This window comes from Rhodococcus sp. ACS1, from assembly GCF_002300155.1.
GTDB lineage: Bacteria > Actinomycetota > Actinomycetes > Mycobacteriales > Mycobacteriaceae > Rhodococcus_F > Rhodococcus_F koreensis.
The window spans coordinates 147,423-173,222 of sequence record NZ_NSDZ01000001.1; the positions used below are offsets into that span (position 1 = coordinate 147,423).

The 25,800-nt window shown below is 66.3% G+C and carries 18 protein-coding genes; 4 read left to right on the forward strand and 14 right to left on the reverse strand.

What is annotated here, in order from left to right; translation table 11 throughout:
- Positions 1-71: 71 nt before the first annotated feature.
- From CJ179_RS00745 to CJ179_RS00780, 8 genes are all read right to left on the reverse strand, one after another.
- On the reverse strand, positions 72-2,501 hold the full coding sequence (locus tag CJ179_RS00745; protein WP_095860398.1) for a CaiB/BaiF CoA-transferase family protein: 2,430 nt from the start codon (positions 2,499-2,501) through the stop codon (positions 72-74).
- A gap of 41 nt (positions 2,502-2,542) precedes the next feature.
- Positions 2,543-3,988, reverse strand: coding sequence for an aldehyde dehydrogenase (locus tag CJ179_RS00750; protein WP_095860399.1), 1,446 nt, complete (start codon positions 3,986-3,988; stop codon positions 2,543-2,545).
- A gap of 23 nt (positions 3,989-4,011) precedes the next feature.
- A complete protein-coding gene (locus tag CJ179_RS00755; RefSeq protein WP_095860400.1) occupies positions 4,012-5,205 on the reverse strand; it encodes a transporter in 1,194 nt (397 codons plus the stop codon).
- The gene (locus tag CJ179_RS00760; RefSeq protein WP_095860401.1) at positions 5,202-5,657 is read right to left on the reverse strand and encodes a Zn-ribbon domain-containing OB-fold protein; all 456 of its coding nucleotides are present in this window, start codon (positions 5,655-5,657) and stop codon (positions 5,202-5,204) included. Before CJ179_RS00760 ends, CJ179_RS00755 begins: the two co-directional genes overlap by 4 nt.
- Positions 5,654-5,971: a hypothetical protein gene (locus CJ179_RS00765; RefSeq protein WP_095860402.1), complete on the reverse strand. Its 318-nt coding sequence runs from the start codon at positions 5,969-5,971 to the stop codon at positions 5,654-5,656. The genes CJ179_RS00760 and CJ179_RS00765 overlap by 4 nt, the downstream gene beginning before the upstream one ends.
- 83 nt (positions 5,972-6,054) lie before the next feature.
- The gene (locus CJ179_RS00770; RefSeq protein WP_095860403.1) at positions 6,055-7,536 is read right to left on the reverse strand and encodes an acetyl-CoA acetyltransferase; all 1,482 of its coding nucleotides are present in this window, start codon (positions 7,534-7,536) and stop codon (positions 6,055-6,057) included.
- Positions 7,533-8,570, reverse strand: a complete 1,038-nt coding sequence (locus CJ179_RS00775) for an LLM class F420-dependent oxidoreductase (protein WP_095860404.1) — start codon at positions 8,568-8,570, stop codon at positions 7,533-7,535. Before CJ179_RS00775 ends, CJ179_RS00770 begins: the two co-directional genes overlap by 4 nt.
- A 46-nt stretch (positions 8,571-8,616) precedes the next feature.
- On the reverse strand, positions 8,617-9,432 hold the full coding sequence (locus tag CJ179_RS00780) for an enoyl-CoA hydratase/isomerase family protein (protein WP_095860405.1): 816 nt from the start codon (positions 9,430-9,432) through the stop codon (positions 8,617-8,619).
- A gap of 105 nt (positions 9,433-9,537) precedes the next feature.
- Between CJ179_RS00780 and CJ179_RS00785 the strand changes: the two genes are divergently transcribed.
- From CJ179_RS00785 to CJ179_RS00800, 4 genes are all read left to right on the forward strand, one after another.
- Entirely contained in the window at positions 9,538-10,374 is an 837-nt protein-coding gene (locus CJ179_RS00785) for a glucose 1-dehydrogenase (protein WP_095860406.1), read from the forward strand.
- A gap of 62 nt (positions 10,375-10,436) precedes the next feature.
- Positions 10,437-11,492 (forward strand): GTP 3',8-cyclase MoaA, encoded by a 1,056-nt coding sequence (gene moaA / locus CJ179_RS00790; protein ID WP_095860407.1) that lies wholly within the window; start codon positions 10,437-10,439, stop codon positions 11,490-11,492.
- Between the two features lie 4 nt (positions 11,493-11,496).
- Entirely contained in the window at positions 11,497-13,647 is a 2,151-nt protein-coding gene (locus CJ179_RS00795) for a molybdopterin-dependent oxidoreductase (protein WP_095861014.1), read from the forward strand.
- A 78-nt stretch (positions 13,648-13,725) separates the two neighbouring features.
- Positions 13,726-15,087, forward strand: a complete 1,362-nt coding sequence (locus CJ179_RS00800; RefSeq protein WP_095860408.1) for an MFS transporter — start codon at positions 13,726-13,728, stop codon at positions 15,085-15,087.
- A gap of 168 nt (positions 15,088-15,255) precedes the next feature.
- On the opposite strand, the gene CJ179_RS00805 is transcribed toward CJ179_RS00800, so the two are convergent.
- The 6 genes from CJ179_RS00805 to CJ179_RS00830 all read right to left on the reverse strand — a co-directional run bounded on the left by CJ179_RS00805 (position 15,256) and on the right by CJ179_RS00830 (position 24,897).
- Positions 15,256-15,996, reverse strand: a complete 741-nt coding sequence (locus tag CJ179_RS00805) for an SDR family NAD(P)-dependent oxidoreductase (protein WP_095860409.1) — start codon at positions 15,994-15,996, stop codon at positions 15,256-15,258.
- A 7-nt stretch (positions 15,997-16,003) separates the two neighbouring features.
- On the reverse strand, positions 16,004-17,527 hold the full coding sequence (locus CJ179_RS00810; protein WP_095861015.1) for a class I adenylate-forming enzyme family protein: 1,524 nt from the start codon (positions 17,525-17,527) through the stop codon (positions 16,004-16,006).
- A 129-nt stretch (positions 17,528-17,656) separates the two neighbouring features.
- Entirely contained in the window at positions 17,657-19,291 is a 1,635-nt protein-coding gene (locus CJ179_RS00815; RefSeq protein WP_095860410.1) for an FAD-dependent oxidoreductase, read from the reverse strand.
- Positions 19,288-20,520, reverse strand: coding sequence for a 3-hydroxyacyl-CoA dehydrogenase family protein (locus tag CJ179_RS00820; protein ID WP_095860411.1), 1,233 nt, complete (start codon positions 20,518-20,520; stop codon positions 19,288-19,290). The genes CJ179_RS00815 and CJ179_RS00820 overlap by 4 nt, the downstream gene beginning before the upstream one ends.
- Entirely contained in the window at positions 20,517-22,754 is a 2,238-nt protein-coding gene (locus tag CJ179_RS00825) for a molybdopterin-dependent oxidoreductase (RefSeq protein ID WP_095860412.1), read from the reverse strand. The genes CJ179_RS00820 and CJ179_RS00825 overlap by 4 nt, the downstream gene beginning before the upstream one ends.
- Positions 22,744-24,897: a molybdopterin-dependent oxidoreductase gene (locus CJ179_RS00830; protein WP_095860413.1), complete on the reverse strand. Its 2,154-nt coding sequence runs from the start codon at positions 24,895-24,897 to the stop codon at positions 22,744-22,746. The genes CJ179_RS00825 and CJ179_RS00830 overlap by 11 nt, the downstream gene beginning before the upstream one ends.
- Between the last annotated feature and the right edge of the window lie 903 nt (positions 24,898-25,800).

Genomic DNA, 25,800 nt, shown 5'->3' on the forward strand with positions numbered 1-25,800 from the left:
GAAGGTCCCCGGAGGAATTCCGGGGACCTTTGCGTCTGCATCTGACCGCCGCAGTCATGCAGGTGAGGCGGTCACACACCTGACGGTACTGCCGACAGCGCCGGATCGTCAGCGGGCGGCTGCAGCACCCCGTCCCGGACGTGCGAGTCGATCTCGACCCTGCCCATGCCGAGCAGACTTTCGCAGATCTCGCGTGTCTGCTCACCGGCGAACGGCGCCTGCCGCAACGGCCAGTCCGGCAACGTGGCGAAGTGTGCCACCTGCTTCGCCGTCGGAAGCGGTGCCGGCAGCAGCTCGTGCGCGAGCTCGGTGTAGGCGCCGCGCGCAACCAACTGGGGGTTGGTGAGCAATTCCGGCAATCGGATCATCGCGCCGCTCGGGACACCGGCCGTCTGCAGCGTCTCCATTGCCTCGGTCGGTGTGTGCAGCGCCATCCACTGGGCCAGCACCTCATCCACCTCGGCCCGGTGCTCGATCCGGCGCTCCGCGGTCGCGAATCGTGGGTCGTCGATGAGATCGGGCCGGCCGAGCACCCCGCAGAGCCGTGCCCAGTCCGCGTCATCCCGAACCGTGACGACGCACCACTCGTCGTCGCCCGCACACGGGTACACCCCGGATGGTGCCGAGTACGGATCCGCATTGCCCGGTGCTTTGATCGAGCCCGGTTCGAGGTGTTCCGCGACGAGCTGGTTGCCCAGTTGCACGACCGCCGTGTCGGCCTGGGCCACTTCGACCGCGGCACCGCGCCCGGTCCGCAGCCGGTTGATCAGCGTGGCGAGAATCGTGGTCGCGGTGACCTGCCCCGCGATGTGATCGGGATAGACGGTGGAACCGTCGCACAGTCCGTCCGAGGTGTCCGAGTATCGCCAGAGCGCCGAGACGCCGCAGGCCGCCCGCACCAGCGGGCCGTAGCCGAGCCGCTTGTTCCACGGACCGACGCTCCCGAAGGCGCTGCTCTCGGACACGACGATGCGCGGGTTGATCGCGGCGAGCTCGTCGTAGGACAGGCCCATCGAAGTGAGTGTGCCGGGTTTGAAGTTGGCGAGTACGATGTCCGCTTCGGCGACCAGCTGCTTGAAGATGCGGATGCCCTCAGGGCTGCGCAGGTTCAGCCCGAGGCTGCGACGGTTGCGGTGCCCCCACGCCACCGATGCGGCCAGCGTATCGCCGCGCCGCGACTGCCGCAGTCCGTCGGGGAAGTTCGAGTTCTCGATCTTGATGACATCGGCACCGTTATCCGCAAACTGACGCCCGAGTTCCGCGCCGAAGACGACGACACCCATATCGAGGACTCGAAGCCCCTCGAACGGATGCGAACCCGGTTCACGCTGCGGCGCGGCAAACGGATCGCGGGACTCGCCGGCGGCCGATCCGAAAACCACTTCGTTGTGTTCGCCGAGTTCTGGTGCACGGGTGTGGAATCCAGCACGTTGCCCATCGATCTTCGCGTATCCGGACGGGACGCGCGCGGTGAGACCGGAGGCGATCTCGGTGTCGACGAACGTACCGGACGCGTCGAAGTGCTCAGTCGTGAGAACCTCGGAGACGGTGTTGAGGCCGCCGATCGGGATGCCCCGGTCAGCGCCTTCGGTGACGAGCTGATCGCGAGTGTAGGTACTGAACAAAGTGTCGATCAGCGGGTTGAGTCGCGCGGACGCTGCGAACCGTGCGGGGATGGTGTCGTACTTCGGGTCTGCGAATTCCTCGGGTTCGCCGAGCCATTCGAACATCGCTCGCCACTGCCGTTTCGCAAGCAGACAGATACGCACCTGCCCGTCGGCACAACGATAGACCGGATAGAAGTTGGCGGCGTCGGGCCGGCCACGCGGGTAGTCCTCGGAGCGACCGGCGGCAGCGGAGCCCTGCACACCGAAGCCAGGGTCGAACCCGTGGACGATGACCTCGAACGCCGAGATGTCGACGGTCTGCCCGCGCCCGGTGTGGAGCCGGTCGTAGTAGGCGAGCAGTGCCGACCACGCCGTGTGCACGCCTACCGACTCGTCGATCAGACCGTTGGGGGGCAGCAGCGGCCGCTGCGCCGGCTCGCCGGACCGCGACAGCACACCGCTGAGCGCATAGAGCACCTGTTCCGTCGCCACCCAGTCGCGATACGGACCGTCCTGGCCGAAGCCGGTGATCGACACGGCCACGAGCGCGGGATTGATCCGGACCAGGTCCGCGGCACCCACACCGCGCGCGGCGAGGTAGCCCGGTGCGAACGACTCCAGGAGAATGTCCGAGCGCCGCGCGAGTGCGAGCAGCCGTTCCCGGCCTTCGTCCTCGTCGAGGTCGAGGGTGACACCGAACTTGTTCGCATTGCGCAGCGCGAACGGAATGCTCACACCGTTCCGGACCGGCTGCGCCGAACGCGAGCCTGAGCCTCCGGGAAGTTCGACCCGGATGACCTCGGCCCCGAGGTCGGCGAGGAACCGGCCGGCGGTGTCGCCGAATCCGTCCGTCAGTTCCAGTACCCGGACACCCTGCAGTGGTAGTGCCATCATGTGCTCCAAAGTGTGTGCTTGTCGCGAAACCTGCGTTCTGGTCAGCGGGTTCCGAAGTACACCGACTTCGCGATGAAGTACGGTGCCAGACCTTCCGGGCCGAGCTCGCGGCCCAGCCCCGACGACTTGACGCCGCCGAACGGTGCGTCCAGGTCCAGGGCGTAGTAGTTCACGCCGACCGTGCCGCTGTGGATTCTCGCGGCCAGGTCGAGTCCGTGCTGTTCGTCGGTGGTCCATACCGTGCCGCCGAGGCCGTATTCCGAGTCGTTGGCGATGGCGACTGCCTCGTCCTCCCCGTCGTACGCGGTGAGGGTCAGCACCGGACCGAATATTTCTTCCTGCGCGATGCGCGCGGAGTTCTCGACACCGGTGAACACGGTCGGTTCGACGAACCAGCCCTGCGGCTGCGCTGCGGGAACGCCACCTCCGGTGGTGATGCGGTAGCCATCGGCGCGGCCCGCCTCGATGTAGCCGAGGACGCGGTCCCGCTGCGCAGCCGAGACGAGCGGACCGATATCGGTGGCCTTGTCGAGCGGATCACCGACGGTCAGCGCCCGCACGGCCTCGGTGACCGCGTCGACCACCTCGTCGTATCGCGAGCGGGGGGCGAGGATCCGGGTACTCGCGTGGCAGGTCTGACCGTTGTTCACGAGCGACACCTCGAGCAGGTTCTTCGCGAACACGTCGAGATCGGCGCGCTCGGTGACGATCGCCGCGGACTTGCCTCCGAGCTCGAGGGTGACCGGGCGCAGCAGCCGACCGCACACTTCGCCGATCGCGCGGCCTGCCGCGGTGGACCCGGTGAACGCCACCTTGTCGACGCCCGGGTGCCCGACCAGGTATGCGCTCGCCGCTCGGTCGGCAGGGACGATGTTGATCACGCCGTCGGGCAGACCCGCCTCGACCGCAGCCTCGGCGAAGGCGAACGCATCGAGCGCCGTCTCGGGGGCGGGCTTGAGCACCACCGTGCACCCGGCCGCGAGCGCGGGAGCGAGTTTCATCGCCGCGAGCGGCTGCGGATAGTTCCACGGCGTGATGGCCGCGACCACACCCACCGGGTCGCGGCGCACGACGGTGCGACCACCGAATGCACTCGGCCGCACATCCTCGTTGGCGGCATCGCGGATCAGCCCGGCGTAGTACGAAATCATCGCTGCGGGGCCGAAACCGTTGACACCGCCCGACAGCGCGATCGGCATCCCGTTCTCGCGGCTCACCAGCCGGGAGGTGTCACGGCCACGGGATTTGAGGGCAGCGGCGAACGTGTCGAGCAGGTCGGCGCGCTCAGCGTTGGTCAGTGCGCTCCACGGCCCGGACAATGCAGTGCGCGCGGCCGCGACAGCCTCATCGATGTCTGCGTTGGATGCCAGGGCGGCGGTACCCAGCACCTTCTCGGTGGCCGCCTCGATGACGTCCACCTTTCCACCGGACTTCGGTGCCACCCACCGGCCACCGATAAACAGTTCGTTCCTGTCCTGATCGTTCATGTCGTGCCTTTCGGAGGTGACGGTCAGAGGGTGTCTTCGTGGCCGAACAGCACCGAACTCACCAGTGGAGCCATCGGGCCACCGATGAACAGGGAGGTCTTTGCGCTGGACACCTGGTTGGTCGAAGTGCCGCGGATCTGCCGGACGGCTTCTACCGCCAGGTTCAGACCGTTGATGAACGAATCGGCGATGTTGCCGCCACTGGTGTTGACGGGCAGCTTGCCGGTCGGCGCGGTGAGGTTCTCGACGGTCATGAAGGCGCCGGCAGCTTCCCCGGGCGGGCACAGGCCGTGGTCGATCAACGCTGCGACGGCGGGGCCACTGAAGTTTTCGTAGACCTGCACCACGTCGACGTCGTCAGGTCCGAGACCCGCTGCAGACCACAGTCGTTCGGCGACACCGGGCTTGCCGTTGTTGGCCGGGCCGAATCCGGCGCTCATGTACTGCTCGCCGAGGTCGTTGTCGATCAGTTCCGAATAGCCACCCGGGGCGCCCTGTGCGCCCGCGAGCAGATATGCCGGATCGCGGCGCAAGGTCGTGGCGCGCTCGGCCGAGACGAGCACCAGCGCAACCGCGCCGTCGCTTTCGCGGGAGCAGTCGAACAGGTGGAACGGTTCGGCGATCAATCGCGAGTCGTCGTAGGCTTTTTCGTCGAGGGGACGGCCGTAGCCCTGCGCGGTCGGGTTGTTCTGCGCGTGCTGGTACGCCGCGAGGACGAGGGAACGCATCGCCGAGCGCGGCACTCCGCCGTGCTCGAGCATCCGCTGGGTACGCATCGCGCAGATCTGCGCGGGCGAGCCGACGCCGTGCGCGAGGAAGTGACTGCCATAGTGGTACTTCGCGTATCCGAGCCGGCCCGTATCTGCCTGCGTCATCGCGCGATACACCACGACGCACTCGGCTTGACCGGTGGCGATCGCCGTGGCGGCATTCGTGATGGCGGCTGCAACGCTGCCGCCGCCGCCGCCCCACATCATGTTCGACCAGCGCAACTCGTCGATCAGCAGCGCGCCACCGATGATGGCGCCGTCGTTGGCGCCGCCTGCATAGGAAACGAAGCCGTCGATATCGCGGGGGTTGATACCCGCGTCGGCGCACGCATCGAGGATGACCTCGAGGGTCATGCGCTTCTCGCTGTGCGGCGCTTCTCCGCGCTTGAAGTGCTGTTCTGCGACGCCGACGACTGCGGCGGCGCCGCGCATGATGTTGACGCTCATCGCTGTTCTCCTTCTGCGGTCGCGCCGGCTCGGCGCCAGCGCAGCAACGGCCGGGTGGCGCCCTCGGGCTGTTCGAAGACTCCGACGACCCGGTCGCCGATCTCGGGGTTCGCGTCGATGTCGTCGGTGAGGATGCCCAGGACCCGACGGCCGTCGGCGTGGGCCAGCTCGACGAGCACCGTCACATACGGCAGGTTGTCGGCGTATTCGTCCATGTACGGGTACCAGCTGCGATTCCAGCTGTACACGGTGCCGACGGGTTCAACGTCATTCCACTCGAGATCGAAGCTGTGGCAGTGACCGCAGATGGCCTGCGGACCCCAGATCCAGGTGCGGCATGCAGTGCAGCGCTGCAGGCGTAGCTCGCCGGCAAGGAGGCCGTCCCAGTACGGCTGATCGAGGCCATCGGGGGTGGGACCCCACGGTTCTGCTGTAGGTTCTGTCGTCGTCATGCGTTCGTGTCCGTTCCAGCGGTGAAGTTCTCGAGCTTCGCGGCCAGCCAGCGTCCGTCGTGGAGTTCCCAGATCGAACGCAAGCCGATCAGACGGTCACCCATGTCATAGACGGTCTCGCCCACCATCAGATCGCCCTCGGCGCGAACGTCCTTGATCTCGAAGCCCTTCGTGGCCTCGCGCGGGGTGTCGATTCCATCGAAGACCGCCGGGATGTTCTCTCGCACCATGTCGCGGAGACATGCCTTCATGTTCCCGACGTGGACGTAGCCGACGTGCTGCTCGTACAAGACACGGAAGTCTTCGACAGACATGTGAACTCCTCGGTTTCGTGACACGAACCCGTCGTGCCCGTACAGTGCAATAACCTTATGTCTTTAGATAAAAGTCGTCAACGTCACGCGAAGCGGAACTGCCCGCTCCCCGAGATCGCGACCTTTTGACCTGTAAGATCGTCGTCGACGAGGCGAGCGAGGTCGTCGTGGTCTGTGGTCACCGCGAGCGTCCGCTCGCCGGTCGCCGTGCGTGCCGCCAGGAAACCCTGCGCGGGGTTTCCGTCGCGGCCGTACACCACCGTCCACGATTCGGCCGACGCCGTGCCTTCGTACGACACGAGTGCCTTCGTCGTGGGCTGCGCGTCGACCTCGGTCTGCACATCCAGACGCGTGAATCCTCCGGCAGGGGGTTCGGTCCGGTACACACCCATGGCGTGCTTGGTGAGGTAGCCGCTGTTGGCGGTCACCAGACCATACGAGCCCGGGGACTCACGCAGCCGCGTCACCATCGTTGCGATCGAGTGGCTCACGTAGTTGTTCCACGGCCCGCCACCGAACGTCAGGCCACCGGTGATGGTGAGAGGCCGACCCGGATCATCGAGCGCGAGTCCCAGCTCGTTCGCCGCAACCTGCACCGCCGACGGAAAACACGAGTAGACGTCGACGTGCGCGACGTCGTCCAGCCCGATACCCGCGAGCTCGAGGGCTCGCGCCCCGGCAATGCGGATCGCCGGCGACCCGTCGAGTGCACCCCGTTCCGCAATCGCATACGTATCGTGCGATTCGGTGCCGGACTGCGGAAACACCCAGTGCTCCTGCGGAATTCCGAGCCGGGTCGCGATCTCGACCGAGCACATCAGGAGCACCGCGCTCTGATCTACCATGTTGTTCGAGTTCAGCAGCTTGGTGTAGGGCGTGGAGATCATCCGGTTGTCGGGCGACGGGGTCGCGATCTCGGCCGCGGTGTATTCGCGCTGCACCCACGCGTTCGGATTCGTCGCGGCAATCTTGCTGAATCGCGACCACAGGTCGCCGAGAAACTCCTCGTGCTCCTCGCGCGAGCGACCCGCCGACAGCCGCAACGCCTGCTCGAACAGCGGATACACGTACGAGGGCCGGTCCAGACCGATCCGGCGTTCGCTCTCGTCCGCCATCGGCACGTCGGTGACCATGATCTCGGCGGCCGGCACCGACTCGTCCTGCACGGTCCACTCGGGGCGCAACTTCTGCGCCCGCAGCTTCGTGCGGGTCCGCCAGGATTCCGCGCCGCCGATGAGCACGACGTCGGCGCGACCGGCGGCGATGTCCTCGGCAGCACCGTTGACCAGCACCTGCGGCGTGCTGCCCCCGTTCCCGGTGTAGCCGGTGTGCCGGACGGTCGCCCCGATCCGCGCGCCAACGAGCGCACCCGGATCGCGGTAACGCCATGACAGCAACCCCACAACTCGCACGGAGTCGACCAGCTCGAGCAGTCGTGCGGACCCGGCGTCGGTAGCAGCCGCACGCGCCGCGCGCACCATCAGATCCACGGGCTCCACGCCGCCATCACGTTCGCTGGTCTGGCCGGTACCGACCAGGATCGGGGTTCTCGGATCGAGGGTCACGACTGCACCGCCTCGAGAATGCGCTCACGGTTTTCCGGCTTCGGCCACCCACCGAGGATGAGGGTGGTCAGGCACGTCGATTTCCACTTGGTTTCGATTTCGTCGATGATCTTGTCCGCGGGACCGACCAGCGCGACGTCCTCGACCATGGCGGTGGGTACGGCCTGCGCCGCCAAATCGGGCCGCCCGCTCAGGTACAGCTCCTGGATCTCCGCACACACCTCGCCCCAACCCATGCGCGCGAACACGTCGTTGTGGAAATTGGCTCCCCTGGCCCCCATTCCGCCGGCGTATAACGCGACCGTCGGCTTGAGCCGGGAGGCGGCCTTCTCCACGTCGTCGTTCTCGACGAGCCAGCACACGTTCGCAACCTCGAAGTCCTCAGCCGTGCGGCGCGCCCCCTCCCGGGCGAAGCCTTCGGCGAGTGCCTTGCGGTAGAACTCATCGCTCTTCGGCGAGAACCACAGCGGAGTCCAGCCGTCTGCGATCTCGGCGGCCAGGGCCACATTCTTCGGGCCTTCGGCACCCATGTAGACGGGGATGTCGCTGCGCAACGGGTGAACGATCGACTTGAGCGGCTTCCCCAGGCCGGAACCACCCTGAAGCGGAAGCTGGTAGTGGCGCCCCGAGTGGGTCACCGGCTCCTCCCGTGCCCACACCTTGCGCATGATCTCGATGTACTCGCGGGTGCGCTCGAGAGGTCGCGGATAGGGCTGCCCGTACCACCCCTCGACGACCTGCGGTCCGGACGCACCGATGCCGAGGATCACGCGACCACCGCTGAGATGGTCGAGCGTTTGCGCGGCCATCGCCAGCGCCGTCGGGGTGCGCGCCGACATCTGGCACACCGAAGTACCGAGTTTGATCGTCGACGTCTGTGCCCCCCACCAGGCCAGGGGTGTCAGCGCGTCCGACCCGTACGTCTCGGCGGTCCAGAAGCTGTCGACTCCGAGGGCTTCGGCCTCGGCGAGCATCCTTTCGACATTGCGGGGCGGGCCCGAACCCCAATACCCTGCGGCGATTCCAACTCTCATGCTCTCTCACTGCTTCTTTGTGTGCCGTCGAACGGGCCGGATGTGGTCAGTGGTTCTGGAATTCGGGTGGACGTTTTTCGAGGAAGGAGACGACCGCCTCGCGATGATCCCGCGTCAGCGAGCTGAGGATCTGGGTGCGGTTTTCGAGGTCGATCGCGGCCCGCATGCCGGGTACTTCGAGGTTCGACCACATGACCTCCTTCGTCATCCACACGCCGAACGGGCTGTTCTGTGCGATGGCCTCCGCGGTGTCCAGTGCGACATCGAGCAGCTTGTCGGCGGGCTCGACGGACGAGACGAGACCGATCCGTTCGGCCTCGGTGGCATCGATGGACCGTCCGGTGAGCATGATCTGCGCAGCTCTCGAGAAGCCGATCATGCGGGGCAGAAGCCAGCTCATGCCGATGTCACAGTTGGAGAGGCCGCGACGGATGAACGCCGCGTGGAATACCGCGGATTCGGACATGATGCGAATGTCGGACATGAGGGCGAGCGACATGCCGCCGCCCGCTGCGGCACCGTTGACGGCCGCGATGATCGGTGGCCGCGCGCTCCGGAATGCCTCGACGAGGCCCGCGATGTGCTGCTGCACCCGCAGTCCGAGTTGCGCCCGCCCCTCCCCCTCGGTCGCGCCCTGCGGTGTTCCGTATCCGCGAAGATCCAGTCCTGCGCAGAAGGCACGTCCTTCGCCGGTGAGGACGATCGCGCGGGTCGTCGAATCGTCGCGCACCTCGGCGAGCACCTCGTGCAACGCGTCGATGAGGTCGACGTTCATGGCGTTCAGTTCGTCCGGACGGTTCAGCCGAATCAGCAGAATGCCCGGCCGCGGCCGTTCGGTCAGGATCAGTTTCGAATCGGACACAATGCGCTCCCCAAGGGTGAAGTACTCGACATCCGGAGGCTAATGCCTTTAGATTAAAAGCTCAAGGACCCCGGGTCGAAGAGCGCGACGGTAAGGAAGGTCAACATGACCGATCTCGACGGCAAGGTGGCTGTAGTCACCGGAGCCGCAAGCGGCATCGGCGCGGCCACGGCCCGGACGTTCGTCCGGCGCGGAGCGCGAGTGGTTATCGCCGACATCGACGATCCACGCGGCGCTGCGGTCACCGAGAGTCTCGGTGACCGCAGCGTCTACCTGCACACCGATGTGCGCAACGAATCCGAGGTGGCGGCCGCCGTTGCGCTGGCGGTCGACCGGTTCGGCCGGCTGGACTGCATGGTCAACAACGCCGGCCGGGTGGGTGCGTGGACGTTCCTCGAGGACACCTCTCTCGAGGAATGGGAGGCCGGGTTCGCGATGCTCGCACGCAGCGCCTTTCTCGGGACCAAGCACGCCGCGCGCGTGATGCGCGACCAGGGCTCGGGCAGCATCGTCAACGTCTCGAGCGTCGCCGGTGTGCGCACCGGATTCGGGCCACACCCCTACAGCGCCGCAAAGGCCGCCGTGCTGCAGCTGACCCGGACCGCTGCCGTGGAACTGGCCGAATTCCGAATCCGAGTGAACGCACTGATCCCCGGCGGTGTCGCCACCCGGATCGTCGGCCACGGCGCGGGACTCGAAGACGACGCTCTCGACCGCAGCGTCGACGCCGTACGCCGCAGTCTGGGAAAGTTCCAGCCCATCCCCCGCGCCGGCGAACCCGAAGACCTCGCGCACGCCGCCGCCTACCTCGCGTCCGACGATTCGACGTTCGTCACCGGCCAGTCCCTCGGCGTCGACGGCGGACTGACGCTGGGCAAGAAGTGGCCGTCCAACTACCACGAAGAGGCGAAAGCGGCATCGAGTCGGATAGCAACACACTGAATTTCGCGTACACCTCGATCACCGATCAATTCCGTGTGCAACACCGCAGGAGAGGACGGCTCGTGACCGCCGTGGCTTTGGGGATACCGAAAACGGGCCCTACTAGTGCGACCACGGACCGCCCCGAGACGCCGGACCTCCTCGACCGATTCGGCCGCATCGCACGGGACCTACGCGTGTCGATCACCGAGAAATGCTCGTTGCGCTGCACCTATTGCATGCCCGAGGAAGGCCTGCCCGCGATCCCACGCGAGCAGCTGCTCACCGCCGACGAGATCGCGCGCATGGTCGGTGTGGCCACCCGGCTGCTCGGTGTCCGCGAGGTGCGCTTCACCGGCGGCGAACCGTTGATGCGGCGCGACCTCGAAGAGATCATCGCGGGGTGCCGCCGCGTGGCACCCGAGGTGCCGTTGGCGCTGACCAGCAACGCCGTCGGCCTCGCGCATCGCGCGCAGGGCCTGCGCGACGCCGGTTTGTCGCGGGTGAACATCTCCCTCGACACGATCGACCGTGCCCATTTCGCCAGGCTGACCCGCCGCGACCGGCTCGATTCAGTCCTCGCCGGGATCCGCGCGGCCAAGACCGCCGGCCTCGCGCGGATGAAGGTCAACGCGGTGCTCATGCCGGAAACCCTCGACGGCGCCGTGGACCTGCTGCAGTGGTGCCTCGACGAGGAAGTAGAGCTGCGGTTCATCGAAGAGATGCCGCTCGACGCCGACCACGAGTGGGCCCGCGCCAACATGGTGCCGGCGCAGCGGCTGCTCGCCGCACTCGGTACCAGGTTCGCGCTCACCGAAACGGAGCGGGAGGATCCGTCGACCCCGGCCGAACGCTGGCTCGTCAACGGGGGCCCGGCCACGGTCGGCATCATCGCGTCGGTCACCCGGTCGTTCTGCTCCGACTGCGACCGCACCCGGCTCACGGCAGAGGGCACCGTCCGGTCGTGTCTGTTCAGCGACCACGAAACGGATCTGCGGGCCGCGTCGCGCGGCGGTGCGTCCGACGACGACCTCGCCGCGTTGTGGCGCGGCGCGATGTGGAACAAATCGTCCGGACACGGAATCGACGCCGCGGATTTCGTTCCGCCGCAACGGAGCATGGGAGCTATCGGTGGCTGAACAGATGACGACACGCCAGGTCCACACGTTCTGCCGGATCTGCGAGCCGGCCTGCGGCCTGCTCGCCCATGTCCGGGACGATGAGGTGATCGGCCTGCAGCCGGACAAGGACCACCCAGTCCACAAGGGATTCTCCTGCCACAAGGGTGTGCACTTTCTCCAGGTCCACAACGACCCCGACCGGCTCGATCGCCCGCTGAAGCGTACGAACCCTCGCAGCGAGGAAGTCGGCGACTTCGTGACCGTCGAGTGGGACGACGCGGTACGCGAGATCGCGGCCAAGCTCGGCGACATCCGGCAGCGGTACGGGCGCAATGCGCTGGCCGTCTACCAGGACAACCCGTCGGCGTTCAACGGCACCTACTACGCCAACGCCGGCGCCCTCGCGCGCGGTTTCGACACCAGGATGCGCTTCAGCGCCGGCACCCAGGACACCTCCGCCAAATATGCGGCGAGCGAGGCGATCTACGGGGCGTCGATGGCTCACCCGATCCCGGACCTGCTGCACACCGACTACTTCCTGTGCCTGGGCAGCAACCCGCTCATCTCGCACATGACCCTCATACACATCTCGGACCCGATGGCCAAGATCAAAGCGGTGAAGAAGCGGGGAGGGACCGTGCTCTTCGTCAACCCGCGACGGATCGAGTCCTCGGGGCCCGAGACCGGCGAGGTACTGCTGATCACACCAGATACCGACTTCTACTTTCTGGCAGCGATCCTGCACGAGATCATCTTCCGGATCGGATACGACCGAACCGCGGCGGAGAGGCACGCACGCAACATCGACGAACTGCTCGACTTCGTGCGCGGCTACCCCGCCGAGAGAGTGGCCGCGGTGACCGGCATCGAGACCGACGCGATCAGACAGGTCGCCGACGACTTCTGCGCCGCCCCGAGCGCGAGCATCTATATGGCGACCGGCGTGAACCAGGGACGGCAAGGCGCCCTGGCCTACTGGATGCTCAACATGATCAGCCTGTTCTCCGGCAACCTGGGCCGACGCGGCGGAAACATCTACTCCCGCGGCATGACCGACGTCGTGCAGAACTCGAAACGCAAACGCGAGGATCCGTTCTTCCAGAGCGGTGTTGGCGAGATCCGCACTGTCAGTGGAGACCTCCCCGCCGCACGGCTGGCGGAGTTCATCGAGAATCCGGACGATCCGATTCGCGCGTTGATCGTCATCTCCGGAAACCCACTGTTGTCGGTGGGCGGGGAGGAGCGCCTTCGCCGCGCCCTGGAAGACGTGGAACTGATCGTGACGATCGACCTGTACCGCACGGTGACCGGCGAGATCGCGGATTACATACTGCCCGCGACGGACTGGCTCGAGCACGAGGACGTCAACTTCCTCAACACCATGGGCGTGGCGATGGAACCCTACGTGCAGTACACACCCGCGGTGGTACCGCCCAAGGGTGAGCGCCGCGACGACTGGTGGATCCTGTCACGGATCCAACAGGAGATGGGAGTCGAAACCCTGCTCGACCACCCGGATCCCGATCCACTCGCCAACGCGGATGCCGCCATGCGTGACGTGGGCCTGAGTATCGATCTCCTCAAGACGATGCCCTGCCAGACGGCGGTGCTGCCCGAGGCCGTTCCCTCGCACGTGTTCAGCATCGCGGTACAGCACGACGACGGCCTGATCGGCTGCTGCCCGAACATATTCCGACGCGCATACAGCACGGCCGAGGAGATCCTCGAAGAATTGGCCGCCGAGGCCCCGGATCAGCTCAAACTCGTCACGCGCCGCACCCTGTACATGGTCAACAGCTGGCTCCACAACCTTCCCGTACTCAAACAGGGTGTACACCGAGATAATCCACTGTGGATGAACCCGGTTGACGCGGATCGTCGTGGACTGGTCGACGGCGACGATGTCACCGTCCACAATCGCCACGGCTCGGTCGACGCGGTGCTGGCGTACGACGAGGCTCTGAAGCCCGGTGTGGTCGCGATGACGCACGGCTGGGGTCAGAGAACCGCACGGAGTCTCGACGTGGCGCGACGTCATCCGGGCGCGAATGTGAACAGGCTCTCCCCGACCGGAAAGGCGGGATACGACATGCTCAGCAACCAGTCGCATCTCACCGGAATCAACGTCGACATCGTGCGACGCGGAACCACGGATTCAGATAGACAAACCTAATGTCTATAGCTTAGCGTGGTCCGCGTCACCACATCATTCGGGCTTTTCTGCCCACCGCTCACAAATCTGAGGTTTCGCATGACCGAACGTACAACCGCGGCACCGAGCGCCCCGGCAGTCGCGCCCGCCGGGCACTCCCGTGCGGACTCGCGCAAGGCAAGCCGCGCCGCCTTCGTAGGAACCCTGCTCGAGTACTACGACTTCAGCCTCTACGCCTCCGCGGCGTCGGTCGTTTTCGCCAGCGTCTTCTTCTCCGGCTCGAGCCCGTTCCTCGGCACCCTGCAGGCGGTCGGCACCTTCGCGGTCGGTTTCCTCGTCCGTCCACTGGGCGGAGTGATCCTCGGCAGCCTCGGCGACCGTATCGGGCGTAAGAAGATCCTGGTCTTCACCTTGGTTCTGATGGGTGTCGCCACCCTGCTCGTGGGCGTTCTGCCGAGCTACGCGCAGATCGGCTGGGTCGCACCGGCCCTGCTGGTGTTCCTGCGCATTCTGCAGGGGATCGGCGCGAGCGGCGAGTACGGCGGTGCGGCTCTGGTCGCGGTCGAGTTCGCACCCCAGAAGAAGAAGGGCTTGATGGGCTCGTTGCCCGGCATGGGCGCGGCACTCGGTGGGGTGCTCGGAACACTGTCCCTCCTGACGGTGTCGACCCTGATGCCCCAGGAAAGCTTCCTCGCGTGGGGCTGGCGCATTCCGTTCCTGTGCAGCGTCGTGATCCTCGCCTACGGCCTGTGGCTGCGCCGCAGCCTGCCCGAGACACCCGCGTTCCGTGCGATCGAGGAGAGCGACACGGTCTCGAAAACGCCGATCCTCGATGTGATCCGGCAGCAGCCGCGCGCACTTCTGACCGTCCTCGTGATGACCATCGGTCAGACCGGCATCGGCTACTTCTACATCGTGTTCATGGGCACCTTCGGCAAGAACCAGCTGGGCTTCGGCGGCACCGAGGTCCTGATCGGCCTGATCGCCGCGCAGCTCGCGAACGGCATTCTGATCCCGCTCTTCGGATCATTGTCGGACCGCGTCGGACGAGCGCCCGTGATCATGTTCGGATTCCTCTACAGCGCCGTGTTCGCGTGGGTGGGTATCTCACTGCTGTCCGGTGTCGGCACACCCCCGTTGCTGTACTGGGTGGTCATGGCACTCGGCAACGGCGTCGGAGTGGCAGCCATCTTCGGCCCGATGGGCGCGTACGTCATCGAACTGTTCCACACCCAGCACGCGTACAGCGGCCTCGGCCTCGGTCGTGAGGCCGGTAACGCACTCGGTGCCGCCGCCATCCCGGTCATCGCAGTCGCCTTGGCATTCGACGACACCACGGTGTGGCTCAGCGTCTTGATTTGCGTCGTGTCGCTGCTCGGCTTCGTGGCGACCGTCCTGTCGCGCACCCGTACGCCCTCGGTGACGACGCCGGAAGACGACACGGTGCCGGTGTCGGTGTAGTTCACACAGAGTCCGAGATGGGTCCCGGTCGGTACGACCGGGACCCATCTTTTCGTTTCAAATACCGTCGAGATCCCGCCCACCTCCCTGTGCTCGTGCAGGGGGTGCACGCAACAAGAATGCGACCCATGCCGATCGGATCGGCATGGGTCGCATTCTTGTCGGGTCTCAGACTCCTACGGGACCGCCCCGCCACACGCCGATCTCCTCACCGGAGACGTCGGCGGCGTTGTCACTCACCAGGAACGACACGGTCGACGCGATCGATTCGGGCGGGATCGACGGCCAGTGCTTCGTCAGCGCCTCCACGCCGGCGTCACCTCCCGACGACACGATGTCGGTTGCGACGAATCCCGGCATCACGGCATTGACCGTGATGCCGCGACGGGCCACTTCCAGTGCCATCGACTTGGTCATGCCGATCAGCCCCGCCTTCGCCGCAGCATAGGCGCTCATGCCCGGCGAAGGGCGCCGGCCACCAGACGGGCTGTTCACGAACACGACTCGGCCCCACCCCGCTTCGTACATCGCAGGAAGTGCGAAGTGGGTGCAGTAGAAGGCGCCGTTCAGGTTGACCGAAACAACCTCGTCGAACTCCTCGGGGGCCTGCTTGCGGGCGGAGCCGGCCTTGTTCATACCCGCATTGTTGATCACCACGGTCGGGGCTCCGAGTCGAGCGGTCGTCTCGGCGATGAGCCGTTCGGCGTCGGCGGCCTTGGAGATGTCGGCCTGGATCGCCACGGCTCGTCCGCCGTCCGCGATGATCTTCGCGACCACATCGTCGGCTTCGCGTGCACTACGTGAATAGTTGACCGCGACCGCGAATCCATCGGCCGCGAGCCGGGCCGAAATAGCCGCACCGATTCCGCGTCCCCCGCCGGTGACCAGAGCAACCCTGGGTGAGCTCATGACACGATCACCGAACCTTCTCGTAGTTGTCGGGCACGTCCGCGAAGGAGTCGCGCAGCTGACGCTTCGCGATCTTCCCGCTGGGCATCCGGGGCAGCGGTTCGTCCATGAACACGACGTAGCGCGGCACCTTGTAATCGGCGAGGCGTTCGTTGCAGAAGGCGACGACCTCGGATTCCTTCAGCTCGGCCGTGCTCCGCACCAGCGCGGCCGGGGTCTCCCCGAACTTGGCGTCGGGGACACTGATCACGGCGACCTCTTCGACACCCGGAATCTGGTTGATGACGGACTCGATCTCCGCAGGTGAAATGTTCAGACCACCGGAGATGATCATGTCCTTGAGACGATCCACATAGGTGAGGTAGCCGTTCTCGTCGAGCTTGCCGAGGTCACCGGTCTGAAGCCAGCCGTCGGCGAGAGCTGCACGGGTGGCTTCCTCGTTGCGCCAGTAGCCGGGCATCATTCCTGGTCCGCGCAGCAGGATCTGACCAGTCTCGTTGGGCGGAAGATCGTTGCCTTCAGCATCCACCACGCGGATCTTCGTGAAGATGCTGCCCCAACCGCACTTGTCGGGATGCTCGGCCGCCTCGTCGCGAGGCATCGCCGTCGCAGTGCCACCGATTTCGGTCTGCCCGTAGATCTGCCTCAACGACACACCCTGAGCCTGCCACTTGCCCAGCAGGTCGGCCGGGACGCGGGCACCGCCGACGTGCGCCGTGACCATGTGGCTCAGATCCGCCTCGGTGAACCCGGGCACCTTCGCGATCTGCTCCCAAAGGATCGGTGGCCCGGTAAATGTGTTGGCCTTGTCCTCGGTCAGCACACGCAGCGCCGCCGCAGGATCGAAACGCGGCTGCAGAAAGAGAGTGCCGCCGTGGAGGACGACCCGTGCAATGCCCCAGATGATTCCGGCCGCACTGAAGAGCGGCAACACAAGGACCGGGCGCAGCCCATTGGGCTCAATCGGCTCCATCAGATGCCATTCGTGCATTTCACCCGCGATCGTGGCATGGGTGAAGATCACGCCCTTCGGCTTACCCGTGGTACCACTGGTGAACACGATGGCGGCGGGATCGACGAGGTCGACGCTCGGCGTGCGGAACGGCGCGTGCTCACGGCCGCGCAGCGGGCGCACATCCTTCTCGAACACCGCGATCGTGAAAGTGTTGCGGGCCTTCTGGACTTCTTCGAGTCGAGGTAGCAGGGACTCGTCGCAGTACACGACGGTGGGCTCGCAGTCCTCGATAAGAGTGTCGAGTTCTCGAACGACCATGCGGTGGTTGAAGCCCACGGCGATGGCACCGACCTTCATGGCTCCGAGCGCAGCGACGACCCACTCGAGGCTGTTGGCTCCGACGAAGCTCACCCGGTCACCGGGCGTGACTCCTCGCGAGGCGAGGTCGTGGGCGGCACCGTCGGCCCAGCGGGACAGCTCTGCGTAGGTGACGACATCGCCGTCGAAGTCGATCGCCGGCAGATCCGGCTTCGACCGGGACCAGTAGGTCAACGCATCTACCACGGTGCCGCTCATGTAAGCCTCCAAGAATATTGTGTCGTCGATCGCGGGGTGCTCGGTGGCGAGCTCAGCCGACCGGGTGGTTTCTTCGGGTTCACCCGAAGATCCATACATCACATCCGGGTTAAATCTAAAGGTCGTTGTTTATTGAGGCAAGTGCTGATCGGCCGCTCCGCCACGGGCGACCGCGAGCATCGCATCGACCGCGACCAGCTTCTGGCGAGCCCGCCCACTGCGACGCCCCTCGGTACGTTCGTGCCGGTCGATCCGCCGCCAGCCGTCGAACCCGAACGAGTCAGGGCAACGCGATTCGACGATCGCCGCCAGCTCGTCTCCCGTGCGGGGCGGCTGCGGCAGGAGCGCGCGTTCATGGTCAGAGACGATCGCGTCGACGGTCTCGGCGGCACAGTATCGATTGGTACCGATCACGCCGGTCGGCCCCCGCTTGATCCAGCCGGCGACGTAGACACCGGGCACCGGACGGTCCCCGGCCGGATCGACCACGCGGCCTGCAACGTTGGGTACCGTTCCGCGTTCGGTGTCGAACGGCAACCCCGCCAACGGACGTCCGCGGTACCCGACCGAACGCAGCACCAACGAGCATGCGAGGTCCTCGGCGGCGCCGACCTCACCATAGGGGGCAATCCGTATGCCTTCGACGTGGCTGCCGCCGAGGACTTCGACGGGCGCCCCGTGGAACCGCAGCGTGATCCTCCGCCGGCCCGGCTGCGGGATCCGTCGCGCATACTCCGCGATCGTCTGCAGTTTGATCGAGGCAGCATCGGGAGCGTCGTATCCGCCGTGCACGGTTACATCCACTTCGGGCAACGCGCCCAGTGCGAGGAGCTCCGGTGTGGTGAACGCTCCGTGCTCGGGCCCACGTCGCCCGAGCACCACGACCTCCTCGATCGCACTGTGTCGCAGCGCGGCCAGGGCATGCTCGGCGATGTCGCCCGGCACGAGGCGCTCGGGATCGCGGGCCAGGATCCGTGCCACGTCCAACGCGACGTTGCCGTTGCCGATCACCACGGCACGACGCCCCGACAGATCGAAGGTGCGATCGGCATAGTCCGGATGCCCGTTGTACCAGGCGACGAATTCGCGTGCGGCAACGCTGCCGGGCAGATCTTCCCCCGGAACACCGAGCTTCCGGTCATCGGAAGCTCCGCTGGCGTGAATCACCGCGTGGTGATACTCGAGCAGCTCGTCGACGGTGATGTCGCGCCCGACGTCCACACCGAGGAAGGCGCGGAAACCGTCGCGGCCGGCGGTGCGGGCGAAGACTCGGTCGACAGCCTTCGTCGTCTGATGATCCGGGGCCACTCCGAAACGCACGAGCCCGCCGGCAACGGGGAGTCGCTCGAACATGGAGACCTCGACGTCGACGTCACGTCGGCTGAGCAACTCCTCGGCGGCGTAGAACGCGGAGGGACCGGAACCTACGATTGCTACCCGCAGCGGGCCGGGTCGGTCACCGGTGACAACCGGTTCCGGCGGCACCTCACTCGGGCGGGACACGGTCGGATTTCCCAGGAAGTAGGCGGCATTGAGATCTTGGTAGATTTCGGTTTCGGGTGTGAGATCGCTGTCGGGAACGATCGCGTCCACCGGGCACACGTCGGCGCACGCGCCGCAGTCGATGCAGGCGTCGGGATCGATGTAGAGCATCTCGGTGCGCGCGTAGTGTGCTTCGTCGGGAGTCGGGTGAATGCAGTTCACAGGACACACCGCCACACACGTCGCGTCGTTGCAGCAGGCTTGGGTCACTACGTACGTCATGAGTACTCCGGTGGGTCGTTGGGTTCCGGATTCTCCTCCGGTGGGAGGAAGCGGTCGCCGTAGCGGTCGGCGAGTTCGTGGGCACGGGCTGTGAACCGCGCCGCGCCCCCGGGATAGGTGCGTCTGAACGAGATGACGCCACCGGTGTGCGCGGGGAACCCGATGCCGAGAATGGATCCGGTGTCGGCGTCGGCCTCGGAGCCGACGACACCCTCGTCGAGACAGCGCAACGCCTCGGCGACTTCGATGAACAGCAACCGGTCGCACATGTCGTCGATCGGAATTCGCTGCCCCGGGCCGAACACGTCGCGAAGGCCCGGCCACAATCCGATGCGTGCGCCGTCGGCGTCGTAGTCGTAGAACCCGCGGCCTACTGACCTACCGCCGCGGTCGGAGTCGTCGATCATCCGGTCGCGCACCATATCTGCGTACTTCCCGCGCCACATTCCGCCGGCTGCTTCGACCGCGATGCGGTTCTCGCGCTGCACCGCACGGTTGAGGGTCAACGTGATCTCGTCGAGCAATTGCAGCGGTGGCACCGGGTATCCGGCGACGGTCGCTGCGCGCTCGACGATGTTCGGATCGATTCCCTCTCCGACCGCAGTCAAGGCCTCGTCGAGATAGCGCTCCATCACCCGGCTGGTGAAGAATCCTCGACTGTCCCGCACCACGATGGGCACCTTGCCGAGCCTCCGCGTGTAGGTCAGGGATTCGGCGAGGGTGGACTGCGACGTGTGCGTTCCGACGATCATCTCCACCAACGACATCCGGTCGACGGGGGAGAAGAAGTGCATTCCGAGGAAGTTCTCCGGATGCGCCAGCTTGGATGCAAGGGTGGTGATCGGCAGGGTCGACGTCGTCGACGCAAGCACCGTAGGGGGCTCGGTGACTGCCTCCACCGTCTGCAGGACCTGTTGTTTGACGGCGATGTTCTCCGGAACCGCCTCGATCACCAGCGCGGACGCCGCCAGGTCTCTGATGGACTCGGTGGGCGTAATGCGCTCGAGCAACGCCTGCGAGCTCGACGGATCCGTGCTCTTCGCAGCAAGGGCGCGTGCTTCACGCCGCTCCGCATATGCCCGACCTCGGCGCGCGCCCTCGAGGGTCCGCGCGACCAGCACGACGTCGGCTCCGGCCCGCGCGCACGTGTAGGCGATGGCCGCACCCATCATCCCGGCGCCGACGACGCCGATCGTAGTGCCCGCCAGGGTCGCCGATTTCTCGATCATGACTGCACGTTCTCGGCACGGACGACGTCGACGGGGAAGCCGTTGAAGATCGGGGTACCGGTGAGGGGTTCGACCACGATGTCGTCGACCAGGGCGTTGACGTTGGCACCGGGTGCAGATGCCGACCGGGTGGTGCGCAGACTGTGACCGTGGTGGCCCCACCCGTGAGGCAGACTCACCACGCCCTGTCGCATCTCGTCGGTGATGTGTAGTTCTGCGACAACTGAACTGGTCTTCGATGCGATCCGCACTGTGTCGCCGTCGACGAGGCTGCGTCCCGCAGCGTCGAACGGGTTCATGAACAGCGCGCACTGGCCCGCGTCGGGCTGCGGCAGGGCGTTGTGCAGCCAGGAGTTCATGCCGCGCCGCTGCCGACGGTTGATGAGGACGAGGTCCGGTACCGGCTGCTCGAGAGCCGCGCGCAGGCGTGGTAGGTCAGCCGTCAGCGCGTCGGGGACCAGGTTGATTCGCTTGTCCGGCGTCCGCAGCACGTCGGGGACGCGCGGTTCCAGGGGTCCGTAGTCGATACCGTTCGGGCTGTGTTCGAGCAGTTCGAGGGTGAGTCCTCCCGGAACAGCACCGAACCGGTCGCCATACGGGCCGCTGCGCAGACGCAGATCCAACAGCCGTTCGGGGCCGGTGCGGCCCTCCGTCGCGCGGAGCACGTCCTCGACTTCGCGGCCGGCGAGCTTTGCCGCGCGGCGCGTGGCAGTGGCGGCCACCTCGTCGTCGAGTTCGGTGATCGGTCGATCCGGCACGCCACGGACGATGGCCGTGAGCCGCATCAGAATCTGCCACTCGGGCATCTCACCAGGGCCCGGCTCGAGCAATGGGGCCGAATAGCGGGCCACGTTGCGCACCTGGAAGTGGGTGAGTGCGAGGTCGTGGTGTCCCCGGGTGGTCAAGGGCGGTGGCGGCAGGATGACATCGGCGTAGCGAGTGGTTTCGTTGAGATAGCCGTCGATGCAGACCATGAACTCGAGGTCGGCCAGTGCGGCCTCGACTGCGTGGCTGTTCGGCAACGAGCGGGCCAGGTTGCCGGAGATTGTGATCAAGCCCCGAACCTGTCCGGGCCCGGGGGTGAGGATTTCCTCGGAGAAGCACACCGCGGGGATCTCCCCCATCGCCTCGGGCATGTCGCGCACGCGTGATCGCCATCGGTCGAACACCAGCGGGGCCTTCGGGTTGGCGGGCCAGGTGGTGGGGCCGCCCGCGGGTGGTGTGGGGAACATCGCGCCGCCGGGGCGGTCGAGGTTGCCGGTGATGATGTTGAGGACCTCGACCATCCAGTTGGCGACGGAGCCGAACTCTTGTGTACACGAGCCCATCCGGGAATGGGCGACGGCGGAATCGGCGGCCGCGAATTCGCGGGCGACCTGCCGGATCACATCGGCGTCGATGCCGCAGATTTCCGCGACCGCGTCGGGTGTGAACCGTTCCGTGAGTCGGAGGACGTCGTCCACGCCGTCGACGTACTCGGTCAGGCGGCCGGGCGCGGCGAGCCCCTCGGTGGCGATCACCGAGACGAGTGCCAGGAGCAGGAAGGCGTCGGTGCCGGGCCGGATGGCGAGGTGCCGGTCGGCGACCTCCGCGGTACGGGTGCGGGCGGGGTCGACCACTACCAGTGTGCCGCCCCGCTCTCGCAGCGCCTCCAACCGTTTCCCGATGCCCGGGGCGGTGACGGTGCTGCCGTTCGACACGAGCGGATTCGACCCCAAGATCAACAGGTAGGAGGTGCGGTCGATGTCGGGGACCGCCATCCCCAGCCCGGTTCCGTAGAGCAGGGCATTGGCGAAGTTCTTCGGGAGTGTGTCGATACTCGCCGGCGAGTAGACGTTGCGGGTGCCGATCGCCGCGATCAGCGGCAGTGTGTAGAACGACGGGTCGAGGTGGTGCGCGGCAGGATTGCCGGAGTACACAGCGCAGCTGTTGGGGTCGGCAGCGATGAGCGGAGGCAGCCGGCGGTCGATCTCGGCGAACGCCTCGTCCCAGGTCGCTTCACGAAAGCTGTTCCCGTCGCGGATCAATGGGGTTCGGATGACGTCGGGGTCGTTCTCCAACCGCTCCAGGCCGAGTCCCTTCGCACAACTGTGCCCCGCGCTGAACACGTCGTCGGGGTTGGGCTTCACCGCCGTCACGGTGCGTCCGTCCAGTTCGAAAAGCAGACCGCACGTCGCCTCGCACAGCGGGCAGATACGTGCCCCTACGGTCCTGACCGAAGTGTCAGTGAGCACCGGCAGGTACCTCCCGTTCGATAGCGACCGGCACGCCGGTCATCGTCGGCATCGCATTGATGGACTGGAGTCGGTCGTAACCGGTCAGGTCGTTGACGTTGCTGCCGACACGTCTCGGGTCGGCCTCCGGGTCGGACGCTCCCCAGCAGTGGGTCATGGACACCGTGCCCGGACTGACGGTGTGGTCGGTGTGGACGACAGCTCTAATACGCCCGTGGGCCGATCGGATCCGCACGATCTCGCCGTGTTCGATGCCGAGCCGCTGCAGATCCTGCGGATGCACATGGGCAGGGTTGTAACCGGATCGCGGCAGCCCGCTGATATTCCGGCCCAGCGAGTTCATCAATTCCCGCATCCGGCGCACCGTCAACCGCATCGGCAGCTCGCGCGCGCTCGTCGCTTCGCCGAGTGCGGTGGCGATTTCGTCTGCCACATCATCCGGGCAGAGGGCGAGTCGACGGTCGGCCGCGCCCTCGGCCGGCGGACCGACCACCTTTTCCCCGGGAGATACGAGCACGCCCCGTTGTGCGGTGATCAGTTCGTCCATCGGGATGCGTCCGCGTTCGGCGAACATCGCGAGCAGTTCCTCAGACGTCGGGGGTGCAGCCGGATCGAGCATTCGTCCCGCGAACTTCACCGAGCACCCGGACGCAGCGGCAAGCCGGAAGAAGAACTCCCAGTCCTCGATGACCCCTTCGGGCGGCGCCACGAGCCGCGGTGTGTACTGCGCGAATGGCTGCTCGAAGAAGAACTCCGCCAGCAAAGTGTGATCCGGCCGTTCGTACAGCATGGTCGGCGCGATGATGTAGTCGGCGAGGCGCGCGGTGTCGGACATACGCGTGTCGACACACACCAACAGATCCAGCTCGCGCAGTGCGCGTTCTGCCTTTTCCCGGTCGGGCAGAGCCCGTGCCGGATTTCCGCCCGAGACCATCAGTGCGCGCACCCGATCAGGACCGGGCTCGAGGATCTCGTCGGCGAGAATCCCGGACGGCAGTTCGCCGTTCATCGTGCCGATCCCGCCGATGCGGCTTCGGAACCCAGACTCCCAGCTCCGGTACGGCGGTCGCACCTCCGCTTTCAACGGCATGGTCCGTGCGAGAACGTTACGGTCGGGTGTCACCTCGCCCTCGCGTAAGTATCTGCCACACACGACGTTCAGGCAGGCAACAAGATGTTCGGCGACATTGGAATGCGGGCCCATGCACACGCCGGTGCCGGTCGTCGCCATACCCCGAAACCGACCTGTCGCCGTCCCGGTCGCTCCGCTCGCCCCTGCAAACATTCGGGCGGCTCGGATCACGTCACCGGCCGGCACACCCGTGATCGATTGGGTTAGCTCCGGGGTAGCGGGCGCGACTGCCGCGGTGAGCACGCGGAGACCATCGGCGAACCTGTCGCAGAACTGTCGATCGTGGCGCTCTTCGGTGAGGATCACGCGCAGCATCCCGGCGAACAGCGCCGCGTCGGTGCCCGGTTTCGGTCGCAGGTGCAGGTCGGCGCGGGTGGCGGTTTCGGTGAGCCGAGGATCGACCACGATGAGCTTCAGACCCCGTTCGCGAGCCTTGCGGATCGTCACGGACGGGTTCTGAGTGACCGCGCCGTCGCCGTCGCCGCCGTTGAGCGACACCATGGGGTTCGTGCCCGCGAGCAGCCACACGTCCGCGGTGTCGAAGCGTTGCCGCCCACCGAGGTACTCCCCCATCCGCGACTGCACGATCCACTTCGCGGACTGGTCGATGGTCATGGTCGAAAACAGTTTGTGCGACCCGGTAGTGCGGAACCATGCCCGCACGATCGGCGTGCTCAGCGCCGCAAAGTTCTGCTGAGTTCCCATGAACAGGCCGAGTGCATCCGGACCGTGCTCACCTGTGATTGCCTCGAGCCGCTCTGCGATCTCCGCGATCGCGGCGTCGATCGGGATGGGTGCATAGTTGCCGTCGGCTGTGCGGCGCATCGAGGTGGTGAGCCGATCGGGTCCCTGGACGAACTCACCACCGCGACGACCCTTCGGGCACGAGTACCCACCCGACAACGGATGCAGCCCGTCACCGACGATGCTGACGATCCGATCACCGTCGACCTCCACCCGCACCCCGCACGAGGCGGGGCACAGGCGACAATAGGACAACTTCACCGGCACTGTTAGCTCCATCCGCTATTCGACTGCCGCCACGGTGGGGGTGGTGGTTTCCGCGAGGCCGTGCCCTGCGCTCGGCGGCTCCGGAGGCAACCGACACCGAGGGTCACCACCGCAGCAGCGTCGGCACGATCGTGAGCAGGGGCGAGGCCGACCGATGCACCACCGGCGTCGCGAACGTGAACTGCGCGATCTTGTGCCTGCCGACAGGCCTGGGCAGTGTTTCCGCAGACTTGCCTGTTGGTGTGGGCGGTCGTGCCCTGGTAACGGGCGAGGTCGGCCAGATTCATATCGCTCTCCTCGTTCATCGCTTCCGCACTGCGTCGCACCCGATCACACCCGCTGCAGTTGGCAATAATCTAATTGCAATAGGTTCTCGACGCAATACCCGTTTCGGACTCCGACGCTCGGTCGTCCGCTTACCAGCAGGAGGAATACACCCCTCGCACGGGTCTCAGGCCGCGGGGAGAGCCGCCGGAGCGTGCAGCACGAAGACATCAGAATCCGCATGCGTCAGGTGGCGGAACCACGAACGAGCCCGCGTTCCCCGCTGAGCTCCCCCCTTGGACGCGGTGTAGCCCCATGCTCCTCGGTGTAGCCCGCTATCTGACGCAGCACCGTGTCGGTGCCAGCACCCAGGCGCGCAGGCAACGCCGGAGCGAGCGGGTGGTGATCAGGCTCGCCAGCCCAGCGGGTGATCGCGCACGTCGGACAACAACAGCACCATCCGCGACACGCTGGGACAATTCTTCGTTCCCACACTACTGCTCCACTGGCCTGTCCGACCGCCACCGCGAGAACAGCACGCGGAGCAGCCCCTCGGGTTCGGGCACGTCCCCGAGCCGGAGCCCGCCGGGTGCTGGGTAGGCCACGTCGACCATTGACCGAATAAACCTAATTATGATA

What these genes read in the sequence shown, in the direction of transcription:
- CJ179_RS00745 (WP_095860398.1), bottom strand. Translation starts at nt 2,501, where the DNA reads ATGATGGCACTACCACTGCAGGGTGTCCGGGTACTGGAACTGACGGAC.
- CJ179_RS00800 (WP_095860408.1), top strand. Translation starts at nt 13,726, where the DNA reads ATGACCGAACGTACAACCGCGGCACCGAGCGCCCCGGCAGTCGCGCCC.
- CJ179_RS00805 (WP_095860409.1), bottom strand. Translation starts at nt 15,996, where the DNA reads ATGAGCTCACCCAGGGTTGCTCTGGTCACCGGCGGGGGACGCGGAATC.
- CJ179_RS00765 (WP_095860402.1), bottom strand. Translation starts at nt 5,971, where the DNA reads ATGTCTGTCGAAGACTTCCGTGTCTTGTACGAGCAGCACGTCGGCTAC.
- CJ179_RS00760 (WP_095860401.1), bottom strand. Translation starts at nt 5,657, where the DNA reads ATGACGACGACAGAACCTACAGCAGAACCGTGGGGTCCCACCCCCGAT.
- CJ179_RS00755 (WP_095860400.1), bottom strand. Translation starts at nt 5,205, where the DNA reads ATGAGCGTCAACATCATGCGCGGCGCCGCCGCAGTCGTCGGCGTCGCA.
- CJ179_RS00810 (WP_095861015.1), bottom strand. Translation starts at nt 17,527, where the DNA reads ATGAGCGGCACCGTGGTAGATGCGTTGACCTACTGGTCCCGGTCGAAG.
- CJ179_RS00820 (WP_095860411.1), bottom strand. Translation starts at nt 20,520, where the DNA reads ATGATCGAGAAATCGGCGACCCTGGCGGGCACTACGATCGGCGTCGTC.
- CJ179_RS00815 (WP_095860410.1), bottom strand. Translation starts at nt 19,291, where the DNA reads ATGACGTACGTAGTGACCCAAGCCTGCTGCAACGACGCGACGTGTGTG.
- CJ179_RS00775 (WP_095860404.1), bottom strand. Translation starts at nt 8,570, where the DNA reads ATGAGAGTTGGAATCGCCGCAGGGTATTGGGGTTCGGGCCCGCCCCGC.
- CJ179_RS00750 (WP_095860399.1), bottom strand. Translation starts at nt 3,988, where the DNA reads ATGAACGATCAGGACAGGAACGAACTGTTTATCGGTGGCCGGTGGGTG.
- CJ179_RS00795 (WP_095861014.1), top strand. Translation starts at nt 11,497, where the DNA reads ATGACGACACGCCAGGTCCACACGTTCTGCCGGATCTGCGAGCCGGCC.
- CJ179_RS00785 (WP_095860406.1), top strand. Translation starts at nt 9,538, where the DNA reads ATGACCGATCTCGACGGCAAGGTGGCTGTAGTCACCGGAGCCGCAAGC.